A 25,407-nucleotide genomic window follows, 5' to 3' on the forward strand; every position below is an offset into this window, starting at 1 on the left:
CAATTTACATACCTGTTAGGCTAAGGTCTAATTTTTTGAAAAAATGAAGGTATAAAAAAATATGATGGTTTTTATCTTATTGATATTTAATGTTAAAAACATATACGATGAATAGTTGATCAAAACTGTTTGATCAACTATTCATCGCTATTTAGAAATGTTCTGTCAAAGTTTGCTTTAATTTTTCGAAGCGACTCACAGTTGGCATGTCTGTTTTTTCAACTAAATTTATAGGCAAAGATATAATTGCTTCTAGACCACCTTGTTCTCGGTTTTTAATTGTGAGTTCGCCTTGGTGAATATCTACAATACGTTTCACGATAGAAAGACCTAAACCACTTCCTTGAATCGTACGTGCTTCGTTACCACGAACGAAAGGTTGCATAAGTTCTTCAATTTGATCTTTAGGAATACCATCACCATTATCTGCAACATGAATGAAAATATTTTCATTTTCAATGCTTGCTGAAAGCTCAATAGGTTCTGCACCATAGCGTTTTGAGTTGTTAATTAAGTTACCAATCAAGCGTTTAAGTGATAGTGTTCTAGCTTGAATAATAGGTAGGTCTGTTGGTTCAAAACGAATATCTAGCGGTTTAAACTGAATAATTAATTCTTGTAAAACTGCATTTAAATCGGTGTCATGAATTTCTTCATCTGAGCCATCACGCATGTATGAAATGAACTGATTTAAAATCGCATCCATGTCTTCTACGTCATAAATAAAGCCTTCTTTAAGAAAGTCTTCATCGGGCATCATTTCTGCACTTAAGCGAATGCGTGTAAGAGGGGTGCGTAAATCGTGTGAAATACCCGCCAACATAATACGTCGGTCACGCTCTGTTTGTTCTAAGGTATAAATCATTTGGTTAAATGCTTGGTTTACTTGGCGAATTTCAAGTGGACCATGATTTGTTTCTAAATAGGGTGCTGTACCTGTTTTACTAAAACTATTTGCCGCATTTTGTAAGCGTCTTAAAGGTCTATTGAGCTGACGAACAAGCGTTAAAATAATAATGGCTGAAAATAATGGAACGCCGAGTAGCCACATAAGAATAAGTTCAGGGCTATAGTTCGCATAAGTACCTAAAGGCTCACGAACCCAATTGCCATTCATTTCTGGTGTTTGAATCCAAATTTGAGGGCTAGGTTTAAACTGGAAATAAACTGTTGCAGCATCAATATTTAATTCTTTGGCTAAGCTTTCTTCGATTCTACTTGTAAATATTTCTGCAACAATTTTATCTTTAACATTAGGAAATTTTTCAGGGTCGGTAACGTATTCAAGACCTGCACGTGTATTTAGCCATTCATGCGGAGTAATTTCTTTATCTTTATACGTGATTTTAATGTCGTTGCTTCTAAGCAATTCAAGCTCAATTGCTAAATAGCGTGCGTGTTGTTGTATTTCAGGTAAATATAGAGTGCGCCAAAAGAACCACAATGACATGAATAAGCTAAAGAAAACGACAAATACAACTAAAACAGCTGTACGCATTGCGGCTGAGCGAGGCTTAATTTTGTCTAAAAAGCGTTCCCAAGGTGTACGTTTTCTTTCCGAATAAGCTTCATATTCTGTGAAATTTTGTGGATCAATTGGTTCGAGTTTCACACCTGATTCCTTTAGCTATATTTTTTAATGGCAGATGGTTATTCGAGATTTGAAAGTAAATCGATTTGGTATCTTCGAAAGATCCGTACCATTTATTCTGAATGAATCAAAAAAGCCATTCACTTAACTTTTATATGTCATCTAAAACATAGATTTAACAAGATTTTAAAAGTTGAGAATGGCTTTTTAAAGTTTATGTAAGAGATATTTCATCACTTACATAAAGATAAATTTTTATTCAGCACCATCTGGAACAAAGACATAACCTACACCCCAAACCGTTTGAATATAACGTGCGCGAGCAGGGTTTTCTTCAATTAAACGACGTAAGCGTGAAACTTGAACATCAATAGAGCGTTCCATTGCACCCCATTCACGACCACGAGCAAGGTTCATTAACTTGTCGCGTGTAAGTGGTTCACGTGGATGTTGAACAAGTGCTTTAAGAACGGCAAATTCGCCTGTTGTTAAAGTTACAACTTGAGATTCACGCGTTAAAGTACGTGTAGATAAATCTAAAGACCAAGGACCAAAACTTACAACTTCCATTTGTTGGCTAGGTGCGCCAGGCACTTCACGAACTTGACGACGTAATACTGCGCGAATACGAGCTAGTAATTCGTTCGGATTAAATGGCTTTGGTAAGTAGTCATCTGCACCAGCTTCTAAGCCAGCAATACGGTCAGCATCGCTACCGCGTGCAGTGAGCATAATTACAGGTGTGTCGATATTCGATTGACGTAAGCGTCGGCAAATACTTAAACCGTCTTCCACGGGAAGCATAAAGTCTAAAACGATGAGCGAGAAAAGTTCACGTTGCAGTAAGCGATCCATTTGCGCTGCATCGTGCGCAGTTTTTACTACAAAGCCTTTATCTTCTAAAAAGCGTTGGAGTAATGTGCGAAGACGCACATCATCATCGACCACTAAAATGCGTTCGACACGATCAGTTTCGTTATGTACGACATCTGTATTTTCAGCAGGTACAACTAAACTCATGATGCACTCCCTAAATGTTGTAAATTATAAATATTCGTTAATCTCAGTATAATGCCTAAGCTCTTGTTAAGACTATGTATCAATTTGCTCAAAATTACAATTTAAAGGGCTTATTTAAACTAAAAAACAACATCTGAAAATAATTTAGCCTATCTTGTGTTTCTAAATCATAAAAGCATGATATTTCAATTTAAAGTTTTAGGTCTTGTTACATTAATTTTTTGTTTCTATAAAGGTGAAAAATTCACTTTAGTTAATTAATGCAAGGACAAGTTAAATTAACTCGGTGTAAAATTGAGCAGATTGTTTTATTTAAGCGGTCACTTTTAGGCAAAGAACATGAAATTGCTGATTGCACAGAAAAAAATATTGAAAAGTAAGCTTTTATAGTTTTTTTCTTTAGTAATTTTAAAAACAATTGTGGATTTTATGGTCTTGGTCTTTATAATCACTAACCTTTAGTCCTTATCCTTTGTGGAATTAAACACGATGACTGACTTAGTTCAGCAGTTGGCAAATGAGATTGCCGTACGTCCTAATCAAATTGAAGCTGCTATCAAGTTAATTGATGATGGCGCAAGCGTTCCATTTATTGCACGTTACCGTAAAGAAGTAACGCAAGGTTTAGACGATACGCAATTACGTCAGCTTGATACACGTTTATCTTATTTACGCGACTTGTTTGAACGTCGTGAAAAAGTAATTGAGTCATTAACAGAACAAAATAAATTGTCTGATGATTTACTTGCGCGTGTAAATGCTGCTGAAACAAAAAATGCATTAGAAGAAATTTATGCACCGTACCGTCCAAAACGTACGAGCAAATCATTTAAAGCCAAAGAAGCTGGCTTGGGTCCTATTGCGGAAAAAATCTTTAAAGAAGCTGTAGATCCTACAGAAGCTTTAGCTGGTTTTAGCCATGAAGATTATGCAGACACAGAAAGCCAATTAGATGCAATCCAACACATTTTAATTGATGATTGGGCGCAAAATATTGGTTTAACAACAGAATTAAAAGCAACGTTTGCAAAAACAGCAGTTTTAAAAAGCTTGGTTGCAAGTGAAGAGAAAAAAGAAGTTGGTAAAAAATTCCGCGATTACTTCGATTTCTCTGAAAATCTAAATAAAGTGCCATCGCATCGTTTACTTGCAATGTTACGTGGTCGTCAAGAAAACGTACTTGGCTTAAAAGTAGATGGTGAAGATGCTGCGCCATTAGCACGTATTGAAACTGAATACGACTTAGAAACTGCACAGCCACAAAGCCGTCAAGATTTCTTAAAGCAAACGGCAAAATTATTCTGGTTAGGTAAAGTTCGTCCAAGCATCGAACATTCATTACTAACAGAAAAGCGTTTGAATGCAGAAACAGAAGCAATGGATGTATTTGCTGAAAATTTACGTCATTTATTGCTTTCTGCACCTGCTGGCGCGCGTACAACTTTAGGTGTTGACCCTGGTATTCGTACAGGTGTGAAACTTGCAGTTGTAAATGCTTCTGGTGATGTGCTTGTACACAGCACAATTTATCCATTTGCACCAAAAGAAGATAAAGCAGGTTCAATTGCTGAACTTGAGCGTCTTTGCCGTGAGTTTAATGTAGAACTTATTGCGATTGGTAATGGCACTGCAAGCCGTGAAACAGAAGCGGTTGTTGCTGAAATGATGACTGCAAATGCAGACCTTAACTTAACACGTGTTTCTGTTTCAGAAGCGGGTGCATCGGTTTATTCAGCATCTGAATTAGCATCGGCTGAGTTACCTGAACTTGATGTTTCAATTCGTGGTGCGGTTTCTATTGCACGCCGCTTACAAGATCCTTTAGCAGAGCTTGTTAAAATTGATCCTAAATCAATTGGTGTAGGTCAATATCAACATGATGTAAACCAAGCAGGTTTAGCAAAAACGCTTGAAGCTGTCGTTGAAGACTGTGTGAACTCGGTTGGTGTAGATGTAAATACTGCATCTTCAGCAATTTTGGGTTATATCGCAGGTTTGAATAAATCAATTGCACAGCAAATTGTGGATTTCCGTAAAGAAAATGGTCGTTTCGACAACCGTCAAGCTTTAAAAAATGTACCGCGTTTAGGCGAACGTACTTTTGAACAAGCTGCGGGCTTCTTGCGTATTCAAGATGGTTCAGAGCCACTTGATGCTTCTGCGGTTCACCCAGAATCTTATGCATTAGTCAGCAAAATGGTTGAAGCGAAAGCGACAACAGTAAAAGATATTATTGGTAATTCTGAAATTATTCGTCAAATTGATGCTGAAGCATTGGTTGATGATAAGTTTGGTTTGCCTACAATTAAAGATGTTTTAGCTGAACTTGAAAAACCAGGTCGTGACCCACGTCCAGAATTCCGTACAGCTAAATTCCGTGAAGATATTACGGAAGTAAAACAGTTAACTGAAGGCTTACAATTGGAAGGTGTGATTACCAATGTAACGAACTTTGGTGCATTTGTGGATGTTGGTGTTCATCAAGATGGTTTAGTTCATATTTCTGAACTTGCGAATGAATTTGTATCTGATCCGCATAAAGTGGTTAAACCAGGTCAAATTGTTCAAGTACGTGTTTTAAACGTAGATGTTGAGCGTAACCGCGTAAACTTGTCTATGCGTCCTGAAGGTTCTGAAGCGCCTGCTAAAGTACCTCGTCAGCCACGCCGTGAGCAAAATAATGAGCAACGTGCTGAACGTAAGCCACAAGCAAAACGTCCACAAAATGCACGTCCTCAAGGTGATCGCCCTCAAGCGAAGAAACCTCAAAACCAAAAGCCACAAGAGCAAAAAATTGGTGGTTTAGGTGCATTGTTATTACAAGCAGGGATTAAAGGTTCTAAGTAATCTTTAACTGCGAAATAAAAAAACCTCCCAATTGGGAGGTTTTTTTATTTTTTAAATTTGTTTTATATAAGCGGAACAATCCAGCTACAAATAATAAGCATAATGCCTAAGTGCCCAAGTTTACGAGTCACACTAATAAGCTTTGAGGGTGGTTGATCAATTTGTTTTGCATACTGTTCAAGGCTTAAACCACCTTTACTATTGGTGGAGAACAAGAACGTACCCAAGTCGATACAAATTAAAATAGTACCGATATCTGCTACAAGCTCCATAAGCTCATAGTTATTTTGATACAAAGATACGCCAACTTTATAACTAAGATAAAGCGCAAAAGCTACACAAGCAAACTGTAAAACAAAACCAAGTATTCGCATAAAACCAATAAACAAGATGAAAAGCACGATGTTTATATCATGAAATTAGAATTTGATAAAAAGTTAATCGTTTTAAATAGGTTTCAAAATTATTAGTTTTGGCAGATGAATTGTAGACTTAAGCCACAAGAGATTGAGCAACAAGACTAAAACACATAGTAATAATTCCAAGCGTTGAAGCAATAAAATGATAATTTGGGATAGGTGATTTTTTTCTTGGAGCTTTGAATTTTGCATGTCTTTAGCGTGAACTCCAATATCAATGAGTACAACCATAAAGCTGAGCTGCATTAAAATATTGAGATACACAATATTGGCATTATTTATGTCTTTAACCATATGTATTAAGACTAATACTGCTGTTATAAGACAAAAGATTGTAAAAATCATTGATCTGTTCATGAGGTGACTTCCTCGGTTGTTATTATTTTTTATTCTTTATTTCAATCCTTAAAATAATATTAAATTGAGTAAAAAAAGACCCTCATTTTGTCATAAAATTGAGGGTCTTTAGTTTTACCAGTGCTCACCCGGGAATAAGCGAGCATATGCTTTTTGTACCCAATTTAATTTTTGATGCTGTCCTATAGAAGCACTTGAGCTTGGGAATAAGTTATAGCCAATCGACATTAATTTATTATTAATATCTGGTGCAATAGAGTAGGTGATAGAGGCTAAACGACCTAAGTTGGTCGCTACTTTTTTCGGACGTTTAACAATTGCTGTCGCAACTAAATCTGCTGCTTGTTCTGGCGATAATGTCGGAACGTACTTGTAAATTTTAGTTGGTGCAATCATTGGGGTACGCACAAGCGGCATATACACAGAAGTAATGGCGATATTGTGCGAATGTACTTCTGCCGATAAACAACGACTAAACGCATCTAACGCAGCTTTTGAAGCAACATAAGCAGAAAAGCGAGTGGCATTTGCCAATACACCAATTGAACTGATGTTAATAATATGACCATCTCGACGTATCATCATTTGCGGTAAAATATTCATCACCAAACGAATAGCGCCAAAGTAATTGAGCTGCATGGTACGTTCAAAGTCATGGAAACGATCTACAGATTCATGCACTGCTCGACGAATTGAGCGACCTGCATTATTAATTAAAATATCAATATGATCGACAGAACTTAAAATTTGATTTGAAACTTCATCAATAGAATTTAAATCGTTTAAATCGCATGGGAAAACCAAAGCCTGACCGCCTTTAGCTTCAATATCATGCTTCACTTCATTTAAAGTTTCTTCGGTACGTGCAACAAGAAGTACACGTGCGCCAGCATCAGCAAGTTTATGGGCAACAGTTAAACCAATACCACTTGATGCGCCTGTAATGAGGACAGTTTTTCCATTTACTTTTTGCTTAAATGCTTTTTCTAATTTGGTGTTCACAGCTTTATATCCCTGATAAAAATTGACTGAAATATTGAGGACTTCAAGGTTTCAATCGCTTATTAATAATGGCAGTTTAAAGCAATGCATAGGCTTAATGAATATCAAAAAAGCTTGTTTTTATATTCAGTTTGTCATGCTAAAGCTTAAAATGGCTTTGGGTTGGTATTTTTATATTCATTGCTCAATTATTATTCTTAGCATGAAGCTTATGTAAAACCAATATCTTAGATGTGAAAAATCCCTTTTATTTATGCAATAAAAGGGATTTTAGCAGGAACTTAGACTTGAGCGAGTGCTTGTTCTAAGTCTGCAATTAAGTCATCTGCATGCTCAATACCAATAGATAAACGAACCATATCAATACTTACCCCAGCAGTTTTCAACTCTTCTTCATTCAATTGACGATGCGTAGTTGTTGCAGGATGGCAAGCCAAACTTTTTGCATCGCCAATATTTACAAGACGTGTAAATAATTGAAGTGCATCAATAAAGCGAGTTCCGCCTGCTAAACCATCTTGAACACCAAAAGATAAAATTGCAGATGGCTTACCTTTTACATATTTTTGCGCCAATGCATGCTGTGGGTGGTCTTTTAAGCCTGCGTAATTTACCCATTTCACTTTTGGATGTGCTTTTAAATATTCAGCAACTTTTAGCGCATTTTCAGTATGGCGTTCCATACGTAAGCTTAAAGTTTCTAAACCTTGTAAAATTAAGAATACATTTTGCGGGCTAATTGCAGCACCTGTATTACGCAAAGGTACAACGCGCGCTCGTGCGATATATGCTGCTTCACCCAATGCTTCTACATAATTTACACCGTGATAGCTTGGGTCTGGTGTATTTAAAGAAGGGAAGCGCTTGGCATGTTCGCCCCAAGGGAATTTACCGCTATCGACAATAATACCGCCAATAGAATTGCCATGACCGCCAATATATTTCGTTAAGGAATGCACGACAATGTCTGCGCCAAATTCGAAAGATTTTTGCAGAACAGGTGTTGCAACAGTATTATCTACAATGACAGGCACACCATATTCATGCGCAATTTTTGAAATCTCTTCTAAATCAATGATGTTTCCAAGTGGATTACCAATAGATTCTACAAAAACCAATTTGGTTTTTTCATCAATTAAGTTGCGTAAGCTTTCAGGTTTTTGATAATCGAAGAAGCGAACCTCAATACCTTGTTTTGGCAAAGTATGAGCAAAAAGATTGTACGTTCCACCATAAAGTGTAGAAACCGATGCAATGTTGTCGCCTGCTTCAGCAATGGTTTGAATGGCATAAGTAATGGCTGCCATACCAGAAGCTAGTGCTAATGCACCAATACCACCTTCAAGAGCAGCTACACGCTGTTCAAGCACAGCAGTAGTTGGATTCATAATGCGCGTATAAATATTACCTGAAACTTTCAAATCAAATAAATCTGCGCCATGTTGCGTATTATCAAAGGAATATGATGTGGTTTGATAAATAGGCACAGCAACAGCTTTGGTTGTAGGTTCAGGGCTGTAACCTGCATGAATTGCTAAAGTTTCATCTTTATACGTCATTTTTATTTCATCTTCATGTGTTAATTTTGATCGATATTAACATTTCTTTTTATGAAATAAAGCGCTTATTTATTGAAATCTTTATATTTAAAGTGAATAACGCTGAAATGTTTTCAAGTGAAAATGCACGAAATTCAGTATTTAAAAATTTGCTTAATTTATAATCGAAATGTTTTTTGCAACAAAGTGATGAAGTTGACCGAGATGCCTTATTTTTTCAGGACTTTCATCGTATAATGGTCGATTATTTTTTCTGCTCATTTGAGTAAGGGGATAGGTTGTTGATATCTCCAGTTTGGTTTTTCTATTGAGGAGTCCTACGTGGCCCAATATATTTACACGATGAACCGTGTGTCTAAAATGGTTCCGCCTAAGCGCGAAATCTTAAAAGACATCTCTTTATCATTTTTCCCGGGCGCTAAAATTGGTGTTCTTGGTTTAAACGGTGCAGGTAAATCTACCTTGCTTCGTATTATGGCTGGCGTAGATAAAGATTTCTCTGGTGAAGCTCGTGCACAACCGGGTACTAAAATCGGTTATCTAGAGCAAGAGCCGCCTTTAGATGAAACTAAAGACGTTCGTGGTAACGTTGAAGATGGTTTACGTGAACCACTTGATGCTTTAGCTCGTTTAGACGAAGTTTTTGCTGAATATGCAGCTGAAGATGCAGACTTTGATGCACTTGCAAAAGAGCAAGAGAAGTTAGAAGCAATTATTCATGCTTGGGATGCACATAACCTTGGCAACCAAATGGATCAAGCTGCTGCTGCGTTAAACCTTCCAGCTTGGGATGCAGACGTTAAGTTGCTTTCAGGTGGTGAACGCCGTCGTGTTGCACTTTGCCGTTTATTGCTTTCTAAACCTGACATGTTACTTCTAGATGAACCGACGAACCATTTAGATGCATCTTCTGTATCTTGGTTAGAACGTTTCTTGAAAGACTTCCCAGGTACTATTGTTGCAATTACGCATGACCGTTATTTCTTAGATAACGTTGCTGAATGGATTCTTGAGCTTGATCGTGGCATGGGCATTCCATACCAAGGTAACTACTCTTCTTGGTTAGAGCAGAAAAATGCTCGTTTAGAACAAGAGAACAAGCAAGAAGAATCTTTTGCTAAAGCATTGAAAAAAGAACTTGAATGGGTTCGTTCTAATGCGAAAGGTCAGCAAAAGAAAAATAAAGCACGTATGGAACGTTTCGAAGAGCTTAACTCTCGTGAATTCCAACAACGTAACGAAACTTCAGAAATCTACATTCCACCTGGTCCACGTTTAGGTAACAAGGTTGTAGAAGTTGAAGGCATCAGCAAATCGTTTGGTGATCGTACGCTTTATAAAGATTTAACTTTCACAGTACCACCATGTGCCATTGTTGGTATCGTGGGTGAGAACGGTGCAGGTAAAACAACTTTATTCCGCATGATGACTGGCGAACAACAACCAGATACAGGTTCTGTAGTTCTTGGTGAGTCTGTTAAAGTTGCTTATGTTGGTCAGATTCGTGACACATTAGATAATGACAAAACTGTTTGGGAAGAAGTTTCTGGCGGTTTAGATATCTTGAAGATTGGCGATTACGAAATTGCATCTCGTGCATATATCGGTCGTTTTAACTTTAAAGGTCAAGATCAGCAAAAACGTGTAGGTCAATTGTCAGGTGGTGAGCGTAACCGTTTACAACTTGCTAAAATTCTACAAATGGGTGCAAACGTAATCTTACTCGATGAACCGTCAAACGACTTGGACATTGAAACTTTACGTGCGCTTGAGGATGCAATTCTTGTATTCCCAGGTACTGTAATGGTGATTTCGCATGACCGTTGGTTCCTAGACCGTATTGCAACGCACATCTTGTCATTTGAAGGTCAAACACCTGAATTCTTTACAGGTAACTATGCTGAATTCGAAGCATACCGTCAAAAACGTGATGGCGATGATTTAGTTGCTAAGCGTCAAAAATATCGCAAAATTGGTAACTAAGTTTTAGTTCTAATTAAAAAAAACCAGCCTTAGGGCTGGTTTTTTTAATTAGATTGCTTATGGGTTTACTTTATATCTAATGGATAATTAAATTTAGACATAATTATTAATTTTAAGAAAAACTATCCATATTTATACATTAAAAAAAGAACTCCTCAAACAGGAGATGTAATTATATCAAAAGTAAGAGCGACAGGAGTTAGTATGATGGTTTTTCCAATATTTCCTACATTTGTTTTAGTCGTATCTATTTCTTGTGTAAGGATTATAGGGTATGGTTTTGAGAATTGATGTTGAAGTTTATTAGGGTTTGTTGATTCAAAGAGTTGCCCTTTATAGTCAAAAGAACGATATAAATGCTTTTCAATGGGATAATCTTTTATTTCAAATCCCAATGCTTGAAGTTCTGCTAATTTTTCTTTAGAAATTTGACTAACTGGATCTATATACCTAAAGCGAATATTCCCTTTGAAATTTGATTTATCGGTGAATTCGAGTTGAAGGGGAGGGGATTGTAAACTAAGTTTTTCAGCGGGAACTGATTTTAACAAAGTATGAAATGGTTCACCGCCCTCGTTAACTAAGTAAGTATATTTTTGTCCAGCAAAAACAAGACCAGAATTTTTGCCATCATTAACAGATTGACCTATTGCGATCATAGTATCTTGAGCTAAAGTTTTTGTATAAGTTATTCTAGATGTTGGATTGAAATCGTCAGCTAACCATATGCTTGCACATCCACTAAGACCAATAGAGCATGTGAGTAATAAACTAATGAATGTTCTTTTTAATATCTTATTCATATGAAAGTCCTGTATTGTTGAATAATTTTTTAATTTATTGATAAAATTGAATTTTATAGAGTTCTATTTTTTAAATATTTATTTTAGCACTATTTAAAACTTAAACAGATTTAGGGTATTTTTCTTGTGTTACTTGAAAATTATATTTATAAAATAGTTGAAATACTCACATCAACATTAGTGTTGATGTGAGTAAGTTATTTTAGCTTTCCCACTCATGATTGCAGTCGCGGCATTTCCATCTTTTTTGCGATTGCATGAATGCTTGCATCGAAAGTTTAAAGTCTGGTAGGTCGCGGTAGAACAAGAAGCCTGCAATAACACATGCAAAGAACATTACAATTGTTGCAAGTTGTAATGTTTCACCTGCACCATTACCAAATGCCCACATCGCAATGCTAATTGAAACTAAAAGCAATAAAATTAAAATTGCAGGAATAAGAAAAACTAAACTTTTAGGCACAACAGGGCGTGCAGTTGTTTGACCAGGTTGTGTAACGGGTAAAAGTTTTGCACTTTGGCATTTTGGGCAACGGTATTGCATTACAACTCCAAATTTTAATTTATAGGTTATTTTAATCAGAATAGCGTAGAAAGCAAAAAAGCAATTACATTAAATTTTAGGCAATAAAAAACCCAAGTCATAATGCTTGGGTTTTTTACTAAGACCACTACAAGAATGATCTTGAATATGGCGTCCCTACGGGGATTCGAACCCCGGTTACCGCCGTGAAAGGGCGATGTCCTAGGCCTCTAGACGATAGGGACAAGTGAGGCATCCAGATTCAGTGTTTAACACTGTGTCTCTGTATGGGCGCTATATTATGGATATAGCGCGTCTACGTCAACTAAAAAATCAATTAAGCTTCATCAACTGCGTCATTTTTCGGCAATTTTAAGCTTTCATTGAGTTTTTCCCATATTTTTGCTTCTTTTTTGCTTGGTCCACCTACAATTTCAAGTGCATGGCGTAAACGAGCGAAGGTTAAATCTGGGCCAATTGTTACCATAGACTGCATAACTGGCGTAGAAGATGTTGAACCTGCAATTGCATTAAAGAAGGTTGGCATGAAGTCACGCAGCTTAATTTCCATTTGGTTCGCTAAATCCATAAGCGTTTGGCTTACAGTATCGTTGTTCCACGTGAATAAGCTTTCTAAGCGCCAAATCGCAAATTGTAAGCTTTGACGAACTTGCTCTTCAGTCAATTTCTTACTTTCAAATTGTTCTTTAGTCAGGGTAGGGAATTGGTTGAAGTAAAAACCTGCCCAATTTACAGCTTCAGAAAGTAAATTAATACGTGGCTGAATCGCTGCGGCAATTTCTTCTAAAGTTTTACGATCTGTTTTCCAAGCAAGCAAAGTGTCAAGCAACTCAGAAGGAGTTAAGCCTTTAATCCATTGACCGTTTAACCAATTTAATTTTTCAACATCAAAAATTGGACCACCTAAAGACACGCGTTTAATGTCAAAGTGTTCAATCATTTCCGCCAAAGTGAATTTTTCACTTTCATCAGGCATAGACCAACCCATGCGACCTAAATAGTTCAATAGGGCTTCAGGTAATACGCCAATGTCTTTGTAGTAGTTAATTGATGTTGGGTTTTTACGTTTAGATAATTTAGATTTATCTGGGTTACGTAAAAGTGGCATGTGGCAAAGCACAGGCATATCCCAACCAAAATATTGATAAAGCAACTGATGCTTAGGTGCAGATGGAATCCATTCTTCACCACGAATAACGTGTGTAATTTCCATTAAATGGTCATCTACAACGTTTGCTAAATGGTAAGTTGGCAGGCCATCAGTTTTAAGGAGAATTTGCATATCAACTTGTGCCCATGGAATTTCAACTTCGCCACGGAGTAAGTCATTAAATTTACAAATACCTTCTTCTGGTACTTTCATACGAATAACATGGGGTTCGCCAGCAGCTAAACGACGCTCAACTTCTTCAGCTGTGTGTTTTAAGCCACGACCATCATAACGAGGAGATTCGCCACGCGCTTGTTGTTCAATACGCATTTGATCTAATTCTTCGCTTGTTGCGAAGCAGTAGAAAGCATGACCTTTTTCAACAAGTTCTAATGCATATTGTTTATAAATACCCATACGCTCAGATTGGCGGTATGGTGCATGTGGACCGCCAATATCAGGGCCTTCAGACCAATTTAGACCTAACCAACGTAGCGAATCTAAAATCATTTTTTCAGATTCAGGCGTAGAGCGAAGTTGGTCTGTATCTTCAATACGAAGAATAAATTCACCGCCATGCTGTTTTGCAAAACATAGGTTAAACAACGCAATATAAGCAGTACCTACGTGAGGAAAGCCTGTCGGAGATGGAGCAATACGAGTACGAACTGTCATAACTAGATATTATTCAGAATGCAAATTGGAACTATTATAACGAAAAAGCCTAACTACTTTTATGTTTAATTTGGCATAAAGTAATTAGGCTTTTATTTGTCACTTAACAGGGGATGTTAAGTGACAAAGATTATGAATTGTCTTGAGTGAATATAGATTGAATGAAACGTGAAAAGCGTTCATTTTGAGAAGCAAGGAAACTCTGAGAAGGCGCTGAATTAATTTGTGCGAGTACTTTTAAATCGACTTCAGAATTAAATTTACGGTCATTTTTTTGTTGTTTCAATGCTTTTTCAATAGGTGACATTTTACTAACAACATTAGCTGTTGTTTTTGTGTCTGTTGTGCTTTTAATTGTGGTTGCAAAACTTACTTGAGAAAAAGCAATTAATCCTATGCTTAAGCAAAAAGCTTTAAATAAATTTTTGATCATTTCCAAATATCCCCTATTTTGGTTTTGAACAATCTAAATGAACTGTTATAAACATCGTGTTTTTTGTATTTCAGGTGTTTATTTAATCATATCTTGTATGATAAATGTAGACCTGTGTCACAATTGTTACAAAAAAGATATATTTCATTTGAAATTTACTGGTTTAAGTAATTCTATCTAGCAAAAAACACTTAACGTTTTATCAAATGACCATGTAGAGAACATGAAGATTTTAGTTATAGCATTCCATTTGTTTGTTTTTAAATCTAAAAAAATGAAAAATATATAAAGTTATTGGATATCTTTAAAGCTGAATAGTAATTAAAAACATTATATAACTATATGATTGTTTGATTCTTTTTTGAAACTTATGATGTTTTTGATAATTAAACCTTTAAATGAGTCGAAAATGAAAAAAATAATCGCATCGAGTGTATTGGCAATATTAAGTGGCTTTGCTACGCATCATGTTGCTGCAAAAGATTTCCTTAATGTTTCTTATGATCCTACACGTGAATTTTACCAAGAATATAATAAAGAATTTGGTGAATATTGGAAGAAACAAACCAATCAAACTGTTAATTTTAAGCAGTCACAAGGTGGTTCTGGTAAACAAGCTAGATCTGTTATTGAAGGCTTGCAAGCAGATGTTGTGACCTTGGCTTTGGCAAATGATATTGAGGAAATTGTAAATGCAGGTCTAATTAAGAAGGATTGGCAAAAACAATTTCCAAATAATTCAGCACCGTATACATCGACCATTGTCTTTTTGGTTAGAAAAGGAAATCCGAAAGGAATTAAGGATTGGAATGATTTAACTAAATCGGGCGTAGAAATTATTACTCCAAACCCTAAAACAGGCGGTGCGCCACGGTGGATTTATTTGTCTGCTTGGGGATATGCACTTAAACAGCCAAATGGTAATGATGCAAAAGCAAAAGAATTGGTTAAAAAGCTTTACAAAATGTGAAAGTTTTAGATTCTGGAGCGCGTGGTTCATTAACTACTTTTGCTGAACGAGGTATAGGTGATGTTTTACTTTCTTGGGAAAATGAAGCCTTACTTGCAACTCAAGGACCAGATAAAGATAAATACCAAATTGTTTATCCATCTATTTCAATTTTGGCGGAACCTTCTGTTGCGATTGTAGATAAAAATGTAGATAGAAGTGGTAATAGAAACTTAGCAAAAGGCTATTTAAATTATTTATATTCACCTAAAGGGCAAGAATTGGCAGCAAAAAATAACTTCCGTCCGCGTAATGCTCAAGTTGCTGCAAAATACGCAAATAAGTTTCCAAAAGTACAAACTTTTACCATTGGAAATGTTTTTGGTGGATGGGAAAAAGCACAAAAAACACATTTTGTGAATGGTGCAATCTTTGACCAAATTTATACAGATAAAAAATAATTTTAATTTTTAAGATGCTTTAAATTTATATTGAAACGAAAAAGCGGATAAGACTCTTATTCGTTTTTTTGCATAAGAAATGCATAAAATTATATAAAACTGGAATATAGATGCTGTTTATGTTCTTTTTAAATTAAAAACAATGAATTAAGTAAAAGATTGGAAAGGTGATAAGCAAATGAAAGAAATTATCTGAATTGCGATTTATGAAATTACTTCATATAGTTAGCATCATTATAGATAACTATGTTTTTGTATTATGAAAACTCAATTTAAAGCATTGTTTAGTGCTGCGCTTATTGCGGTGGGTGTGGCTTCAACATCGGTAGCTCAAGCGGCAGACAAAGAATTTTTAAATGTTTCATATGATGCGACTCGTGAATTTTATACAGAATTCAATCAGTCATATGGTGCATATTGGAAATCTAGAACTGGTCAAACTGTAAACTTCAAACAGTCTCACGGTGGTTCTGGTAAACAAGCGCGTTCTGTTGTAGATGGGTTGCAAGCAGATGTTGTGACTTTAGCCTTGGCAAATGACATTGAAGAAATTGTGAAGTCAGGTCAAATTAAAGCAAATTGGCAAAAAGAATTCCCACATAACTCTGCACCATATACATCTACAATTGTATTTATGGTTCGAAAAGGCAATCCTAAAGGCATTAAAGACTGGAAAGACTTAACTAGGTCAGGTGTTGAAATTATTACACCAAACCCTAAAACAGGCGGTTTACCTCGTTGGGTTTATTTGTCTGCTTGGGGTTATGTACTTAAACAACCAGGTGGTAATGAAGCTCAAGCGAAAGATTTCGTGGGCAAAATGTACCACAATGTGAAAGTAATGGATTCTGCTGCTCGCGCATCTATGACGACATTTGCTGAACGTGGTATTGGTGATGTGCTTTTAACTTGGGAAAATGAAGCTTTAATTACGCAAAAAACTTTGGGTAATAATAAGTTTGATATCATTTATCCATCTATTTCAATTTTGACTGAGCCTTCAGTTGCTGTTGTGAACAGAAATGCAGATAAAAATGGTAATAAATGGTTAGCAAAAGGTTATATCAACTACTTGTATTCACCAATTGGTCAAAAAATGGCGGCGAAACATTTTTATCGCCCACGTAATGTAGAAGTGTTAGCGAAATACAAAACACAATTCCCAACTTTAAAAACATTCACAATTGATGAGGTTTTTGGTGGTTGGTCTAAAGCGCAACAAACACACTTTGTAAATGGTGGTGTGTTCGATCAAATTTATAATTCAAAACGCTAATTTTAATTTTAAATGAAGCAAAAGAAAAACCCGCATTATTGTGGGTTTTCTTTTATGTAGTCTTCGTAAAACTTAAATTTTGTTGTTTAACTTTAAATATAGAAATAAATATCTGAATGATATTGATATGAGGTTCATATCATTTTAAAAGCCTAAAAAAATTATAATTTATTACGAATTATTAAATTTAAAACGGTTTTCTCTATGGAAAGTAATATTTAAGTACAAAAAGTCGTTTGGAGCTTTACCAAAACAAGGTAATAATGTGAAGTTATATTTTTAGCAATTTCATTTGAATAATTATGTCGCATATTTCTGTATTACTTCACGAAACTATTGATGCTTTGCTCGCTGAACGCAATACAGGTATTTATATTGATGGGACCTTTGGACGAGGTGGACATACTCGTTTATTACTTTCAAAGTTAGATGAAAATGCACGAGTTTATGCATTTGATAAAGATCCTCAAGCACTTGCTGTTGCAGCAGAATTAGAAAAAGAAGATCCTCGATTTAAAATTATTCATGCAAGTTTTGCAGATTTAAAACAAGAGTTAGAGCAGCGTGAAATTGGTTTGGTTGATGGTGTAATGGCCGATTTGGGCGTGTCTTCTCCGCAACTTGACCAAGCGGAACGTGGCTTTAGTTTCATGAAAGATGGTCCACTCGATATGCGTATGGATAACTCTCAAGGACCAACTGCGGCAGAATGGTTGGTGAATATTGAAGAAGAAGCATTGGCAAATGTAATTTTTCAATATGGTGAAGAGCGTTATAGTCGTCGTATTGCTAAAGCAATTAAAAATGCAGGCTATATTGATACAACAGCAGAACTTGCTGAAATTGTAAAAGTTGCACATCCTAAATGGGAAAAAAATAAGCATGCTGCAACACGCACTTTCCAAGCCATACGTATTGCTATTAATAAAGAATTAGAAGATATTGAGGTTTTCTTGCCTCAAGCGATTGATGTCTTAAAAGAGAATGGGCGTTTGGCTGTAATTAGCTTCCATTCATTAGAAGACCGAATTATTAAACAGTTTATTCAAAAAGAATCGAGTTTAGCGGAAGATACGGGATGGGGTTATCCACAAGAACGAGAAGACACCCGTAAATTAAAGAAAATTTCACGTATTCGTGCAAGTGAAGAAGAGGTAAAAGCAAACCCTCGTTCACGCAGTGCTTGGCTACGTGTTGCAGAAAAATTAGCTTTAAAAGGCGAATAATGAAAACTGAAGTTGTTGAAGAAAAGAGTGAAAACTTAGGCTTAAAACGTACAATTGCCTATGCTGTTTTACTGCTATTAGTGATGGGTAGTGCCATAATGGTGGTGCTACAGGTATTTCAATATCGTCATGATTACCGTGAATTAAGCTCTTTTTACCGTGAACGTGATGATTTGAATGCAGAGTGGGGGCGTTTGTTGATTGAGCAACAAACCTTTGGCGCGACTGCACAAATTGGAACACGTGCGGTAACACAACTTCGTATGTATTCTCCGCCTGCAGCACAAACTGTTGTGATTTCTATACCGACTTCGACTGAAAATAAAAAATAGGACTGGCTTTAAATGGTAGATCCACGAAAAAGACAAACAGGTAAAAAACAACAATCTATTACCAGTCGAAATTCAGTAAGTATTGAAATGTGGCGCTTTTATTTAATGTGGGGCGTGGTTTTACTTTGCTTTGTTGCGCTTATAGGTCGCGCATTTTACGTACAAATTGTAAATCATGATTTTTTGCAAAATAAAGCAAATGCTAAAATTTTAAGAACAGAATCTATTAAAGCTATGCGTGGCGTGATTTACGACCGCCATGGTGTGCCTCTTGCAATTAGTACACCTGTAATGAAAATCGTAATAGATCCGCGTGATTATTTTGAAGCAAAAAAATTATACGAAGATATTTCAGCAGAACTTATTAAAGATCCAACAAACAGAAAGCTTAAGCGTCAATTGCCAGATAGCAATTTAAATTTAGATGAACTAGCTGATGCTGTTGGAATGGATCGTGCTGAATTACGTAAAAAAATGAATGATCGTTCACGTTCACGTTATTTGGTACTCAAAAAAGAAGTACCACCGCAACAAGCAGACGTGATTTTAAAACGTGAATTTCAGGGCGTTTATACCGAGAAAAACTACAAGCGCTACTATCCACAACCTCAGCCAAATGCGCAAATTATTGGTTTAACCAATAGTGAGGGTATGGGTATTGAAGGTTTAGAAATGCAACTAAATACACGTTTAGCAGGTGTAGATGGTGAGCAACAAGTTATACGTGATAAGCGTGGTAATCGTGTAAAAGATCCTGAAATTATTAAAGAAGTTGAGGCGGGCGAAAATATTACTCTGAGTATCGATTCGCGTTTGCAATATATTATGTATCGTGAATTAACCGCGTCAGGTGTAGCCAATAATGCTCGTTCTGCAACGGCTATTACGGTAGATGTAAAAACGGGTGAAATTTTGGCAATGGCAAGTTGGCCATCTTATAACCCGAATGATAAAAATGGCTTAAATAATAAAGATGCGATGCGAAACCGTGGTGCTGTCGATTCATTTGAACCAGGTTCAACCATGAAGCCTCTAACCGTAGCAATGGCATTAGAAAGTGGTAAATTTACAACAAATTCTGTCATTAATACTGCGCCAGGAACAATGCGTGTAGGTAATCATACTATTCGAGATACGCATGATTATGGCTCGTTGACTTTAGGTGGCATTATCCAAAAGTCATCGAACGTGGGCGTTGCAAAAATTGCGCTATCTTTACCCTATTCAACATTGCCAACTTTCTATAAGCGAGTAGGTTTTGGTGAACGCTCTGCTGTTAAGTTTCCGGGCGAAAGTGCAGGTTTAATTTTACCTAAAAATAAATGGAACGTATCTGAAGTTGCGACTATGGCTTATGGCTATAGTTTGAATGCTACAGTTCTTCAACTTGCAGATGCTTATGCGATGATCGCAAATAAAGGGAAAAAAATGCCTTTGAGTTTATATAAACTTGAAGAGTTGCCGAAAGGTGAGCAAATGATTGACCCTAAAATTGCAGATCAAGTTTTACTGATGATGGAAGCTGTAACTTTGCCGGGTGGTACAGCACGTCAGGCAGATATTCCAGGCTATCGTGTAGCAGGTAAAACAGGTACAGCACATAAGTTACGTGCAGATCGTAAAGGCTACTCTCAGTCAGATTATCGTGCATTATTTGCGGGTGTTGCACCTGTGAGTGATCCACGTTTAGCGATGATTGTAGTCGTAGAAAATCCGAAAGGACAATATTATGGTGGCTTGGTTGCTGCTCCGGTTTTTGCACGCGTAATGCAAGAATCTTTACGTTTAATGAACGTACCTTTAGATAAACCCCTAGATGCTCCCAAAGTTCAGTAAACAGGTGATGAATGTCGATTACATTTCAAGAATTATATAGCGTAGACCAACCCACTGAATGGATGACGCAACAATTTCAGGGTTTTAATCTCGATAGTCGCAAAGTGACAACAGGGCAAATATTCATTGCCCTGACTTCATTTTCACAGCCAGAAAAAACCATAGAGTTTGCGCAAAAAGCATTAAAGAATGGTGCGCTTGCTGTTATTTCTGAAACAGATTTAGGTTTAGAAAATGCCGTTGTTGTACCCAATGTACGTCACTTAATGGGGCAGTGGCAAAAGCAATATTTACTTGCAACTCAACCCGTTTCATTGGCTAAAATTCTTGCGGTGACAGGTACAAATGGTAAAACAACCATTTCACGGTTAATTGCTGAATTATTGATGTTGCAAGGAAAAAAATGCGCAGTGATGGGCACAACGGGGAATGGTATTTTACCAAATCTTGAAGCCTCATCTCATACCACATTAGATGCCTTGCATTTGCAAACCGCATTACATGAATATGCACAACAAGGTGCAGAATTTGCTGCAATTGAAGCAAGTTCACATGGTTTAGAGCAAGGTCGTTTAAACGGCTGTGATATTGAAATTGCTGCGTACAGTAATTTAAGTCGTGATCATTTGGATTATCACGGTACGCTTGAAGCTTATGCAGAGGCAAAGTCACGCTTATTTAAGTTTGAATCGCTTAAAGTTGCGATTATTAATATTGATGATGAATTTGCACCAATTATGTTAGATGCTGCAAAATCTAACAAAGCACAACCGAAAATTTTAACCTACTCCACAAAGCAATTTGCTGATTATCAAGTTCAAGATATCCAATACAGTTTAAGTGGTGCAAACTTTAAACTTGTTACAGCACAAGGCACATTTGACGTAAAAAGTCCGTTATTGGGACATTTTAATGTTGAAAACATTGTTGCGAGCTTAATTGCGGCAGAGCAAGCAGGTTTTGCATTGGCAGATTTAATTGCAGTTGCACCGCAGTTAAAAGGTGCTCCGGGTCGTATGCAAGTTATTCGTGATAATGATCGTTTATTTGTTGTGGATTATGCACATACACCTGATGCTTTAATTCAAGTATTACAAACCCTTAAGCGCCATGTGTCAGCTCAGCTTTGGGCTGTATTTGGTTGCGGTGGTGATCGAGATCGTGGTAAGCGTCCACTTATGACTCAAGCTGCTCTCGATCATGCAGATGTTGTTTTAGTTACCTCAGACAACCCACGTACTGAAAATCCTGAACAGATTTTTGCCGATATGAAAGCAGGAATTCAGTTTGATCAACACATTGTTCATGAAATTCATGACCGCCGTGAAGCCATTAAATTTGCTGTAAAAAATGCAAAAGATGGCGATATTGTGGTGATTGCAGGTAAAGGACACGAAAATTATCAAGAAATTGATGGGGTTCGTCATTGGTTTGATGATGTTGTTGAAGTTCAATCTGCAATTGATGCGCAACACCATAATTCAGATTCAGCATATCCAGCGCAATAGGAAAGATTATGCATACATCGACAACGAGTACTGTACCTTTAGAGCCGTGGACAGCACAACAGTTAGAAGAAGCGACTCAAGGTCATTGGCATAACGATAAAGTACCGCAAGGTGAAATTAAACGTGTACTCACAGATTCACGTGATGCTGAAAAAGGTGATGCCTTTTTAGCATTAAAAGGTGAGCGTTTTGATGCGCACGATTTTGTTACCAAAGTTGCAGAACAAGGCTGTGAAATTGCGATAGTAAGCCATCCTATAGATGCAGATATTTGCCAACTTGTAGTTGCAGATACACGTTTAGCGCTTGGTCATTTAGGTGCTTATCGTCGTGCTCAAAATTCGCAATTAAAAGTTATTGCTTTAACAGGTAGTAGCGGGAAAACCACGACAAAAGAAATGTTGGGTAGTATTTTATCTCGTATCGCACCGACTTTAATTACACGCGGAAACTTAAATAATGATTTGGGTGTTTCCATGATGTTATTGGAGCTTCGTGCGGAACATCAATATGCAGTGATGGAATTGGGTGCAAGCCATCAAGGCGAAATTGATTACACATCGAATTTAGTTCAGCCTCATGTTGCAGGTATTATTAATATTGGTACTGCACATTTAGGTGAATTTGGCGGACGAGATGGTATTTGTCGTGCCAAGTCCGAAATTTATGCGCATATCGCTCAAGACGGAACATCTATTATTCCTGCGGCAGATGATTTTGCAGATGATATTCGTAAAGCAGTACAAACAAAAAATACGCTAAGTTTTGGTTTGGGCGGTGATATTTTTGCAACAGATATCCAACTACAAGCGCAATCATCGACCTTTACTTTAAATACCCCTCAAGGTAATAGAACAATTCATTTGCCATTTGCAGGTGAGCATAATGTGCAAAATGCCACGGCTGCTACAACGTTTGCATTGTCTATTGGCATTACTTTAGAAGATATTGTAATTGGGTTAGAACAAGCGACTGGAGCAAAAGGTCGTTTAAACTTTATTCAACATAAACAGCATTTATTCATTGATGATACTTACAATGCAAATCCGACCTCTATGCGCGCTGCTGCTGAAGTGCTAGCACAGCAAGAAGGCGTAAGAGTGATGGTGGTTGGGGATATTGGTGAATTAGGTGCAACTGCGGCACAGCAGCATTACATGTTGGGGCGCGATTTAGCATCTACAAAAGGCGTTAACTTTGTGGTGGCTGTAGGTGAGTTTGCTCCTGCTTCACAAGAGGGTGCGCGTAGTACACAATATGGTAAAAAATTTCAGGCATTCTTGACTCAAGCGCAAGCATTGCCATTTTTAATTGGTTTAGTCGAAACACATCAGCCTCAGTCCATGAGTTTCCTGTTTAAGGGCTCTCGTTATACCCACATGGAAACGTTGATGGCTGACTTGATGGAGAAACTCTAATGCTGTTATGGCTATTTGAACAGCTTGCGGGCTACCACAGCTCATTCCAAGTTGTACGATATTTAACGTTACGTTCATTACTGAGCGTATTAACTGCGCTTACAATTGGACTTGTGCTTGGCCCAATCATGATTCGGAAGCTTCAAGCTTTGAAATATGGTCAAGCAGTGAGTTCATTTGCTCCAGAAAACCATGCGAAAAAAATGGGTACACCAACAATGGGTGGTGTACTAATTTTACTTTCTATCGGCATTTCAACTTTACTTTGGGCAGATTTATCTAACCCATATGTATGGATTGTGCTTGCTGTAATGGTGATTTTTGGTGCTGTTGGCTGGGCAGATGACTGGATTAAAATTCGTTATAAAGACAATGCTGGTTTACCTGCGAAAAAGAAATTCTTTTGGACTTCAGTGGGTTCAATTGGTGCTGGTATTGCATTATATGTGATTGCAAAACAGCAAGCAGATCCGAATGTTTCAGCCGATATGCTGGACATTTTGATTCCTTTCTTTAAAGAAATTAGCATTCCACTTTCACTGATTCCATTTGGTATTGGCTTTATTGTTTTCACTTACTTTGTGATTAACGGTGCATCAAATGCGGTGAACTTAACAGACGGTTTAGATGGTCTTGCGATCATGCCAATCGTGCTTGTTGCTGCTGGTTTAGGCGTGTTTGCATATTTATCTGGCGACGTTCGTTTTGCCAACTATCTGCATATTCCATATGTGAAATACACATCTGAACTTGTTGTTATTTGTGCAGCAATGATTGGTGCAGGCTTGGCATTTTTATGGTTTAACGCACATCCTGCTCAAATATTTATGGGTGATGTAGGTGCATTATCTTTAGGTGCGATGCTAGGTACAATTGCTGTAATGGTTCGTCAGGAACTCGTATTTGCTATTATGGCAGGTGTGTTTTTGGTAGAAGCAATTTCAGTATTCTTGCAAATTGGCTCATTAAGAATGCGGAATAAACGTGTATTTCTTATGGCACCATTGCATCACCATTATGAGAAAAAAGGATGGCGTGAAACACAAGTTGTTATTCGCTTCTGGATTATTACAATTATGCTAGTAGTTTTGGGCTTAATGACCTTAAAATTGCGTTAAGCAAATTGCATAGAAAAGGTCGGCAATTGCCGGCTTTTTTATTGTGAAATTTTTGGAGAAAATGATGAATCTACTAATGTGTCCTGTATGTCGAAAGGCGCTGAAGCTTACTGACAGAACTTGGCGCTGTGAGAGTAATCATAGTTATGATATGGCCAAGCAAGGCTATGTGAATTTACATGTTGTACAACATAAACATAGTAAAAATCCGGGCGATACACCTGAGTCTGTACAAGCGCGTCGTGCATTTTTAAGTGCAGGTTTTTATGCACCATTACAGCAAGCTGTAGTTAAAAAAATTCAAGAATTAGGTGCAGAGAATCTTCTTGATATTGGTTGTGGTGAAGGTTATTACACCAACGCAATGCAAGCTGAAGTGATACGATGTGTAGGCGTAGATATTGCAAAAAATGCAGTGCAAGTTGCAGCAAAGCTCAATAAAGATGTCGCCTGGATTGTAGGAACAGGCGCAACTTTACCTGTACTCGATGAATCTATCGACTTATGTACAAGTTTATTTAGCCCTATTCCAAAAGAAGAAATTCTGCGTGTTCTTAGACCGAATGCATATTTAATGGTGGTAACACCTGCAACAGAGCATTTATATGCAATGCGTGAGGCACTTTTTGAAGAAGTTAAACCACATGAATCGCATAAGTTTGTAGAGCAATTAGCGGATAGTTTTGAGCTTGTTGAAGAAACAGTGGTTGATGCACCTTTTGTACTTGCTCAGCAAGATTTAAAAAATCTTATTGCGATGACGCCATATGCATATAAGGCGAAACCTGAACGTCGTCAGGCATTAGAACAATTAGAACAATTAGAACTTAAAGCTCAATTCCAAATATATGTATTTAAAAAGAAGTAACTTAAACTATAAAAAAGCCCTCAAATGAGGGC

The 25,407-nt window shown here is 37.0% G+C and carries 20 protein-coding genes, 1 tRNA gene and 1 pseudogene; 11 read left to right on the forward strand and 11 right to left on the reverse strand.

Annotated elements, in window-relative coordinates:
• Positions 1–151 precede the first annotated feature (151 nt).
• Positions 152–1,612 (reverse strand): ATP-binding protein, encoded by a 1,461-nt coding sequence (locus tag MZO21_RS01010; protein ID WP_248101148.1) that lies wholly within the window; start codon positions 1,610–1,612, stop codon positions 152–154.
• 234 nt (positions 1,613–1,846) lie between these two features.
• Positions 1,847–2,611 (reverse strand): osmolarity response regulator transcription factor OmpR, encoded by a 765-nt coding sequence (gene ompR, locus MZO21_RS01015; RefSeq protein ID WP_154772257.1) that lies wholly within the window; start codon positions 2,609–2,611, stop codon positions 1,847–1,849.
• A 489-nt stretch (positions 2,612–3,100) separates the two neighbouring features.
• Here ompR and MZO21_RS01020 point away from each other — a divergent pair, with 489 nt between their 5' ends.
• Positions 3,101–5,458: a Tex family protein gene (locus MZO21_RS01020; protein WP_248101151.1), complete on the forward strand. Its 2,358-nt coding sequence runs from the start codon at positions 3,101–3,103 to the stop codon at positions 5,456–5,458.
• A gap of 62 nt (positions 5,459–5,520) precedes the next feature.
• On the opposite strand, the gene MZO21_RS01025 is transcribed toward MZO21_RS01020, so the two are convergent.
• From MZO21_RS01025 to MZO21_RS01040, 4 genes are all read right to left on the reverse strand, one after another.
• The gene (locus MZO21_RS01025; RefSeq protein WP_248101305.1) at positions 5,521–5,832 is read right to left on the reverse strand and encodes a hypothetical protein; all 312 of its coding nucleotides are present in this window, start codon (positions 5,830–5,832) and stop codon (positions 5,521–5,523) included.
• A gap of 72 nt (positions 5,833–5,904) precedes the next feature.
• Positions 5,905–6,234, reverse strand: a complete 330-nt coding sequence (locus MZO21_RS01030) for a hypothetical protein (protein WP_248109591.1) — start codon at positions 6,232–6,234, stop codon at positions 5,905–5,907.
• Positions 6,235–6,348: 114 nt separating this feature from the next.
• Complete coding sequence (locus MZO21_RS01035; RefSeq protein WP_248101154.1) at positions 6,349–7,236, reverse strand: SDR family NAD(P)-dependent oxidoreductase; 888 nt, start codon at positions 7,234–7,236, stop codon at positions 6,349–6,351.
• Positions 7,237–7,517: 281 nt separating this feature from the next.
• Complete coding sequence (locus tag MZO21_RS01040) at positions 7,518–8,795, reverse strand: O-acetylhomoserine aminocarboxypropyltransferase/cysteine synthase family protein (protein WP_248101157.1); 1,278 nt, start codon at positions 8,793–8,795, stop codon at positions 7,518–7,520.
• A gap of 321 nt (positions 8,796–9,116) precedes the next feature.
• Here MZO21_RS01040 and ettA point away from each other — a divergent pair, with 321 nt between their 5' ends.
• Entirely contained in the window at positions 9,117–10,778 is a 1,662-nt protein-coding gene (gene ettA, locus MZO21_RS01045) for an energy-dependent translational throttle protein EttA (RefSeq protein WP_248101160.1), read from the forward strand.
• 155 nt (positions 10,779–10,933) lie between these two features.
• Here ettA and MZO21_RS01050 read toward each other — a convergent pair whose 3' ends face one another.
• The 5 genes from MZO21_RS01050 to MZO21_RS01070 all read right to left on the reverse strand — a co-directional run bounded on the left by MZO21_RS01050 (position 10,934) and on the right by MZO21_RS01070 (position 14,383).
• A complete protein-coding gene (locus MZO21_RS01050) occupies positions 10,934–11,581 on the reverse strand; it encodes a hypothetical protein (RefSeq protein WP_248101163.1) in 648 nt (215 codons plus the stop codon).
• Positions 11,582–11,783: 202 nt separating this feature from the next.
• A complete protein-coding gene (locus MZO21_RS01055) occupies positions 11,784–12,125 on the reverse strand; it encodes a hypothetical protein (protein ID WP_248101166.1) in 342 nt (113 codons plus the stop codon).
• A 148-nt stretch (positions 12,126–12,273) separates the two neighbouring features.
• Positions 12,274–12,349: transfer RNA gene (locus MZO21_RS01060), tRNA-Glu, on the reverse strand.
• Positions 12,350–12,441: 92 nt separating this feature from the next.
• Positions 12,442–13,950, reverse strand: a complete 1,509-nt coding sequence (gene gltX, locus MZO21_RS01065; RefSeq protein ID WP_248101169.1) for a glutamate--tRNA ligase — start codon at positions 13,948–13,950, stop codon at positions 12,442–12,444.
• 130 nt (positions 13,951–14,080) lie between these two features.
• On the reverse strand, positions 14,081–14,383 hold the full coding sequence (locus MZO21_RS01070) for a hypothetical protein (RefSeq protein ID WP_248101171.1): 303 nt from the start codon (positions 14,381–14,383) through the stop codon (positions 14,081–14,083).
• A 409-nt stretch (positions 14,384–14,792) separates the two neighbouring features.
• Between MZO21_RS01070 and MZO21_RS01075 the strand changes: the two are divergent.
• The 9 genes and pseudogenes from MZO21_RS01075 to MZO21_RS01115 all read left to right on the forward strand — a co-directional run bounded on the left by MZO21_RS01075 (position 14,793) and on the right by MZO21_RS01115 (position 25,375).
• A pseudogene (locus MZO21_RS01075) lies at positions 14,793–15,793 on the forward strand (sulfate ABC transporter substrate-binding protein).
• A 259-nt stretch (positions 15,794–16,052) separates the two neighbouring features.
• Entirely contained in the window at positions 16,053–17,069 is a 1,017-nt protein-coding gene (locus MZO21_RS01080; protein WP_248101173.1) for a sulfate ABC transporter substrate-binding protein, read from the forward strand.
• Positions 17,070–17,371: 302 nt separating this feature from the next.
• Positions 17,372–18,295, forward strand: a complete 924-nt coding sequence (gene rsmH / locus MZO21_RS01085; protein ID WP_248101175.1) for a 16S rRNA (cytosine(1402)-N(4))-methyltransferase RsmH — start codon at positions 17,372–17,374, stop codon at positions 18,293–18,295.
• Positions 18,295–18,627 (forward strand): cell division protein FtsL, encoded by a 333-nt coding sequence (ftsL, locus tag MZO21_RS01090; RefSeq protein ID WP_154772248.1) that lies wholly within the window; start codon positions 18,295–18,297, stop codon positions 18,625–18,627. Before rsmH ends, ftsL begins: the two co-directional genes overlap by 1 nt.
• A 12-nt stretch (positions 18,628–18,639) precedes the next feature.
• Complete coding sequence (gene ftsI / locus MZO21_RS01095) at positions 18,640–20,463, forward strand: peptidoglycan D,D-transpeptidase FtsI family protein (protein WP_248101177.1); 1,824 nt, start codon at positions 18,640–18,642, stop codon at positions 20,461–20,463.
• Positions 20,464–20,474: 11 nt separating this feature from the next.
• Positions 20,475–21,971 carry a UDP-N-acetylmuramoyl-L-alanyl-D-glutamate--2,6-diaminopimelate ligase gene (locus MZO21_RS01100; protein ID WP_248101179.1) on the forward strand — a complete coding sequence of 499 codons (1,497 nt, stop codon included), beginning with the start codon at positions 20,475–20,477 and terminating at the stop codon, positions 21,969–21,971.
• A gap of 8 nt (positions 21,972–21,979) precedes the next feature.
• Positions 21,980–23,389 carry a UDP-N-acetylmuramoyl-tripeptide--D-alanyl-D-alanine ligase gene (locus tag MZO21_RS01105; RefSeq protein WP_248101181.1) on the forward strand — a complete coding sequence of 470 codons (1,410 nt, stop codon included), beginning with the start codon at positions 21,980–21,982 and terminating at the stop codon, positions 23,387–23,389.
• The gene (mraY, locus tag MZO21_RS01110) at positions 23,389–24,507 is read left to right on the forward strand and encodes a phospho-N-acetylmuramoyl-pentapeptide-transferase (protein ID WP_248101183.1); all 1,119 of its coding nucleotides are present in this window, start codon (positions 23,389–23,391) and stop codon (positions 24,505–24,507) included. The genes MZO21_RS01105 and mraY overlap by 1 nt, the downstream gene beginning before the upstream one ends.
• 64 nt (positions 24,508–24,571) lie before the next feature.
• Entirely contained in the window at positions 24,572–25,375 is an 804-nt protein-coding gene (locus tag MZO21_RS01115) for a putative RNA methyltransferase (protein ID WP_248101185.1), read from the forward strand.
• Positions 25,376–25,407: the final 32 nt, after the last annotated feature.

Origin of the sequence: Acinetobacter portensis, from assembly GCF_023158935.1 — a bacterium.
In the GTDB taxonomy this organism is placed as follows: Bacteria; Pseudomonadota; Gammaproteobacteria; order Pseudomonadales; family Moraxellaceae; genus Acinetobacter; species Acinetobacter faecalis.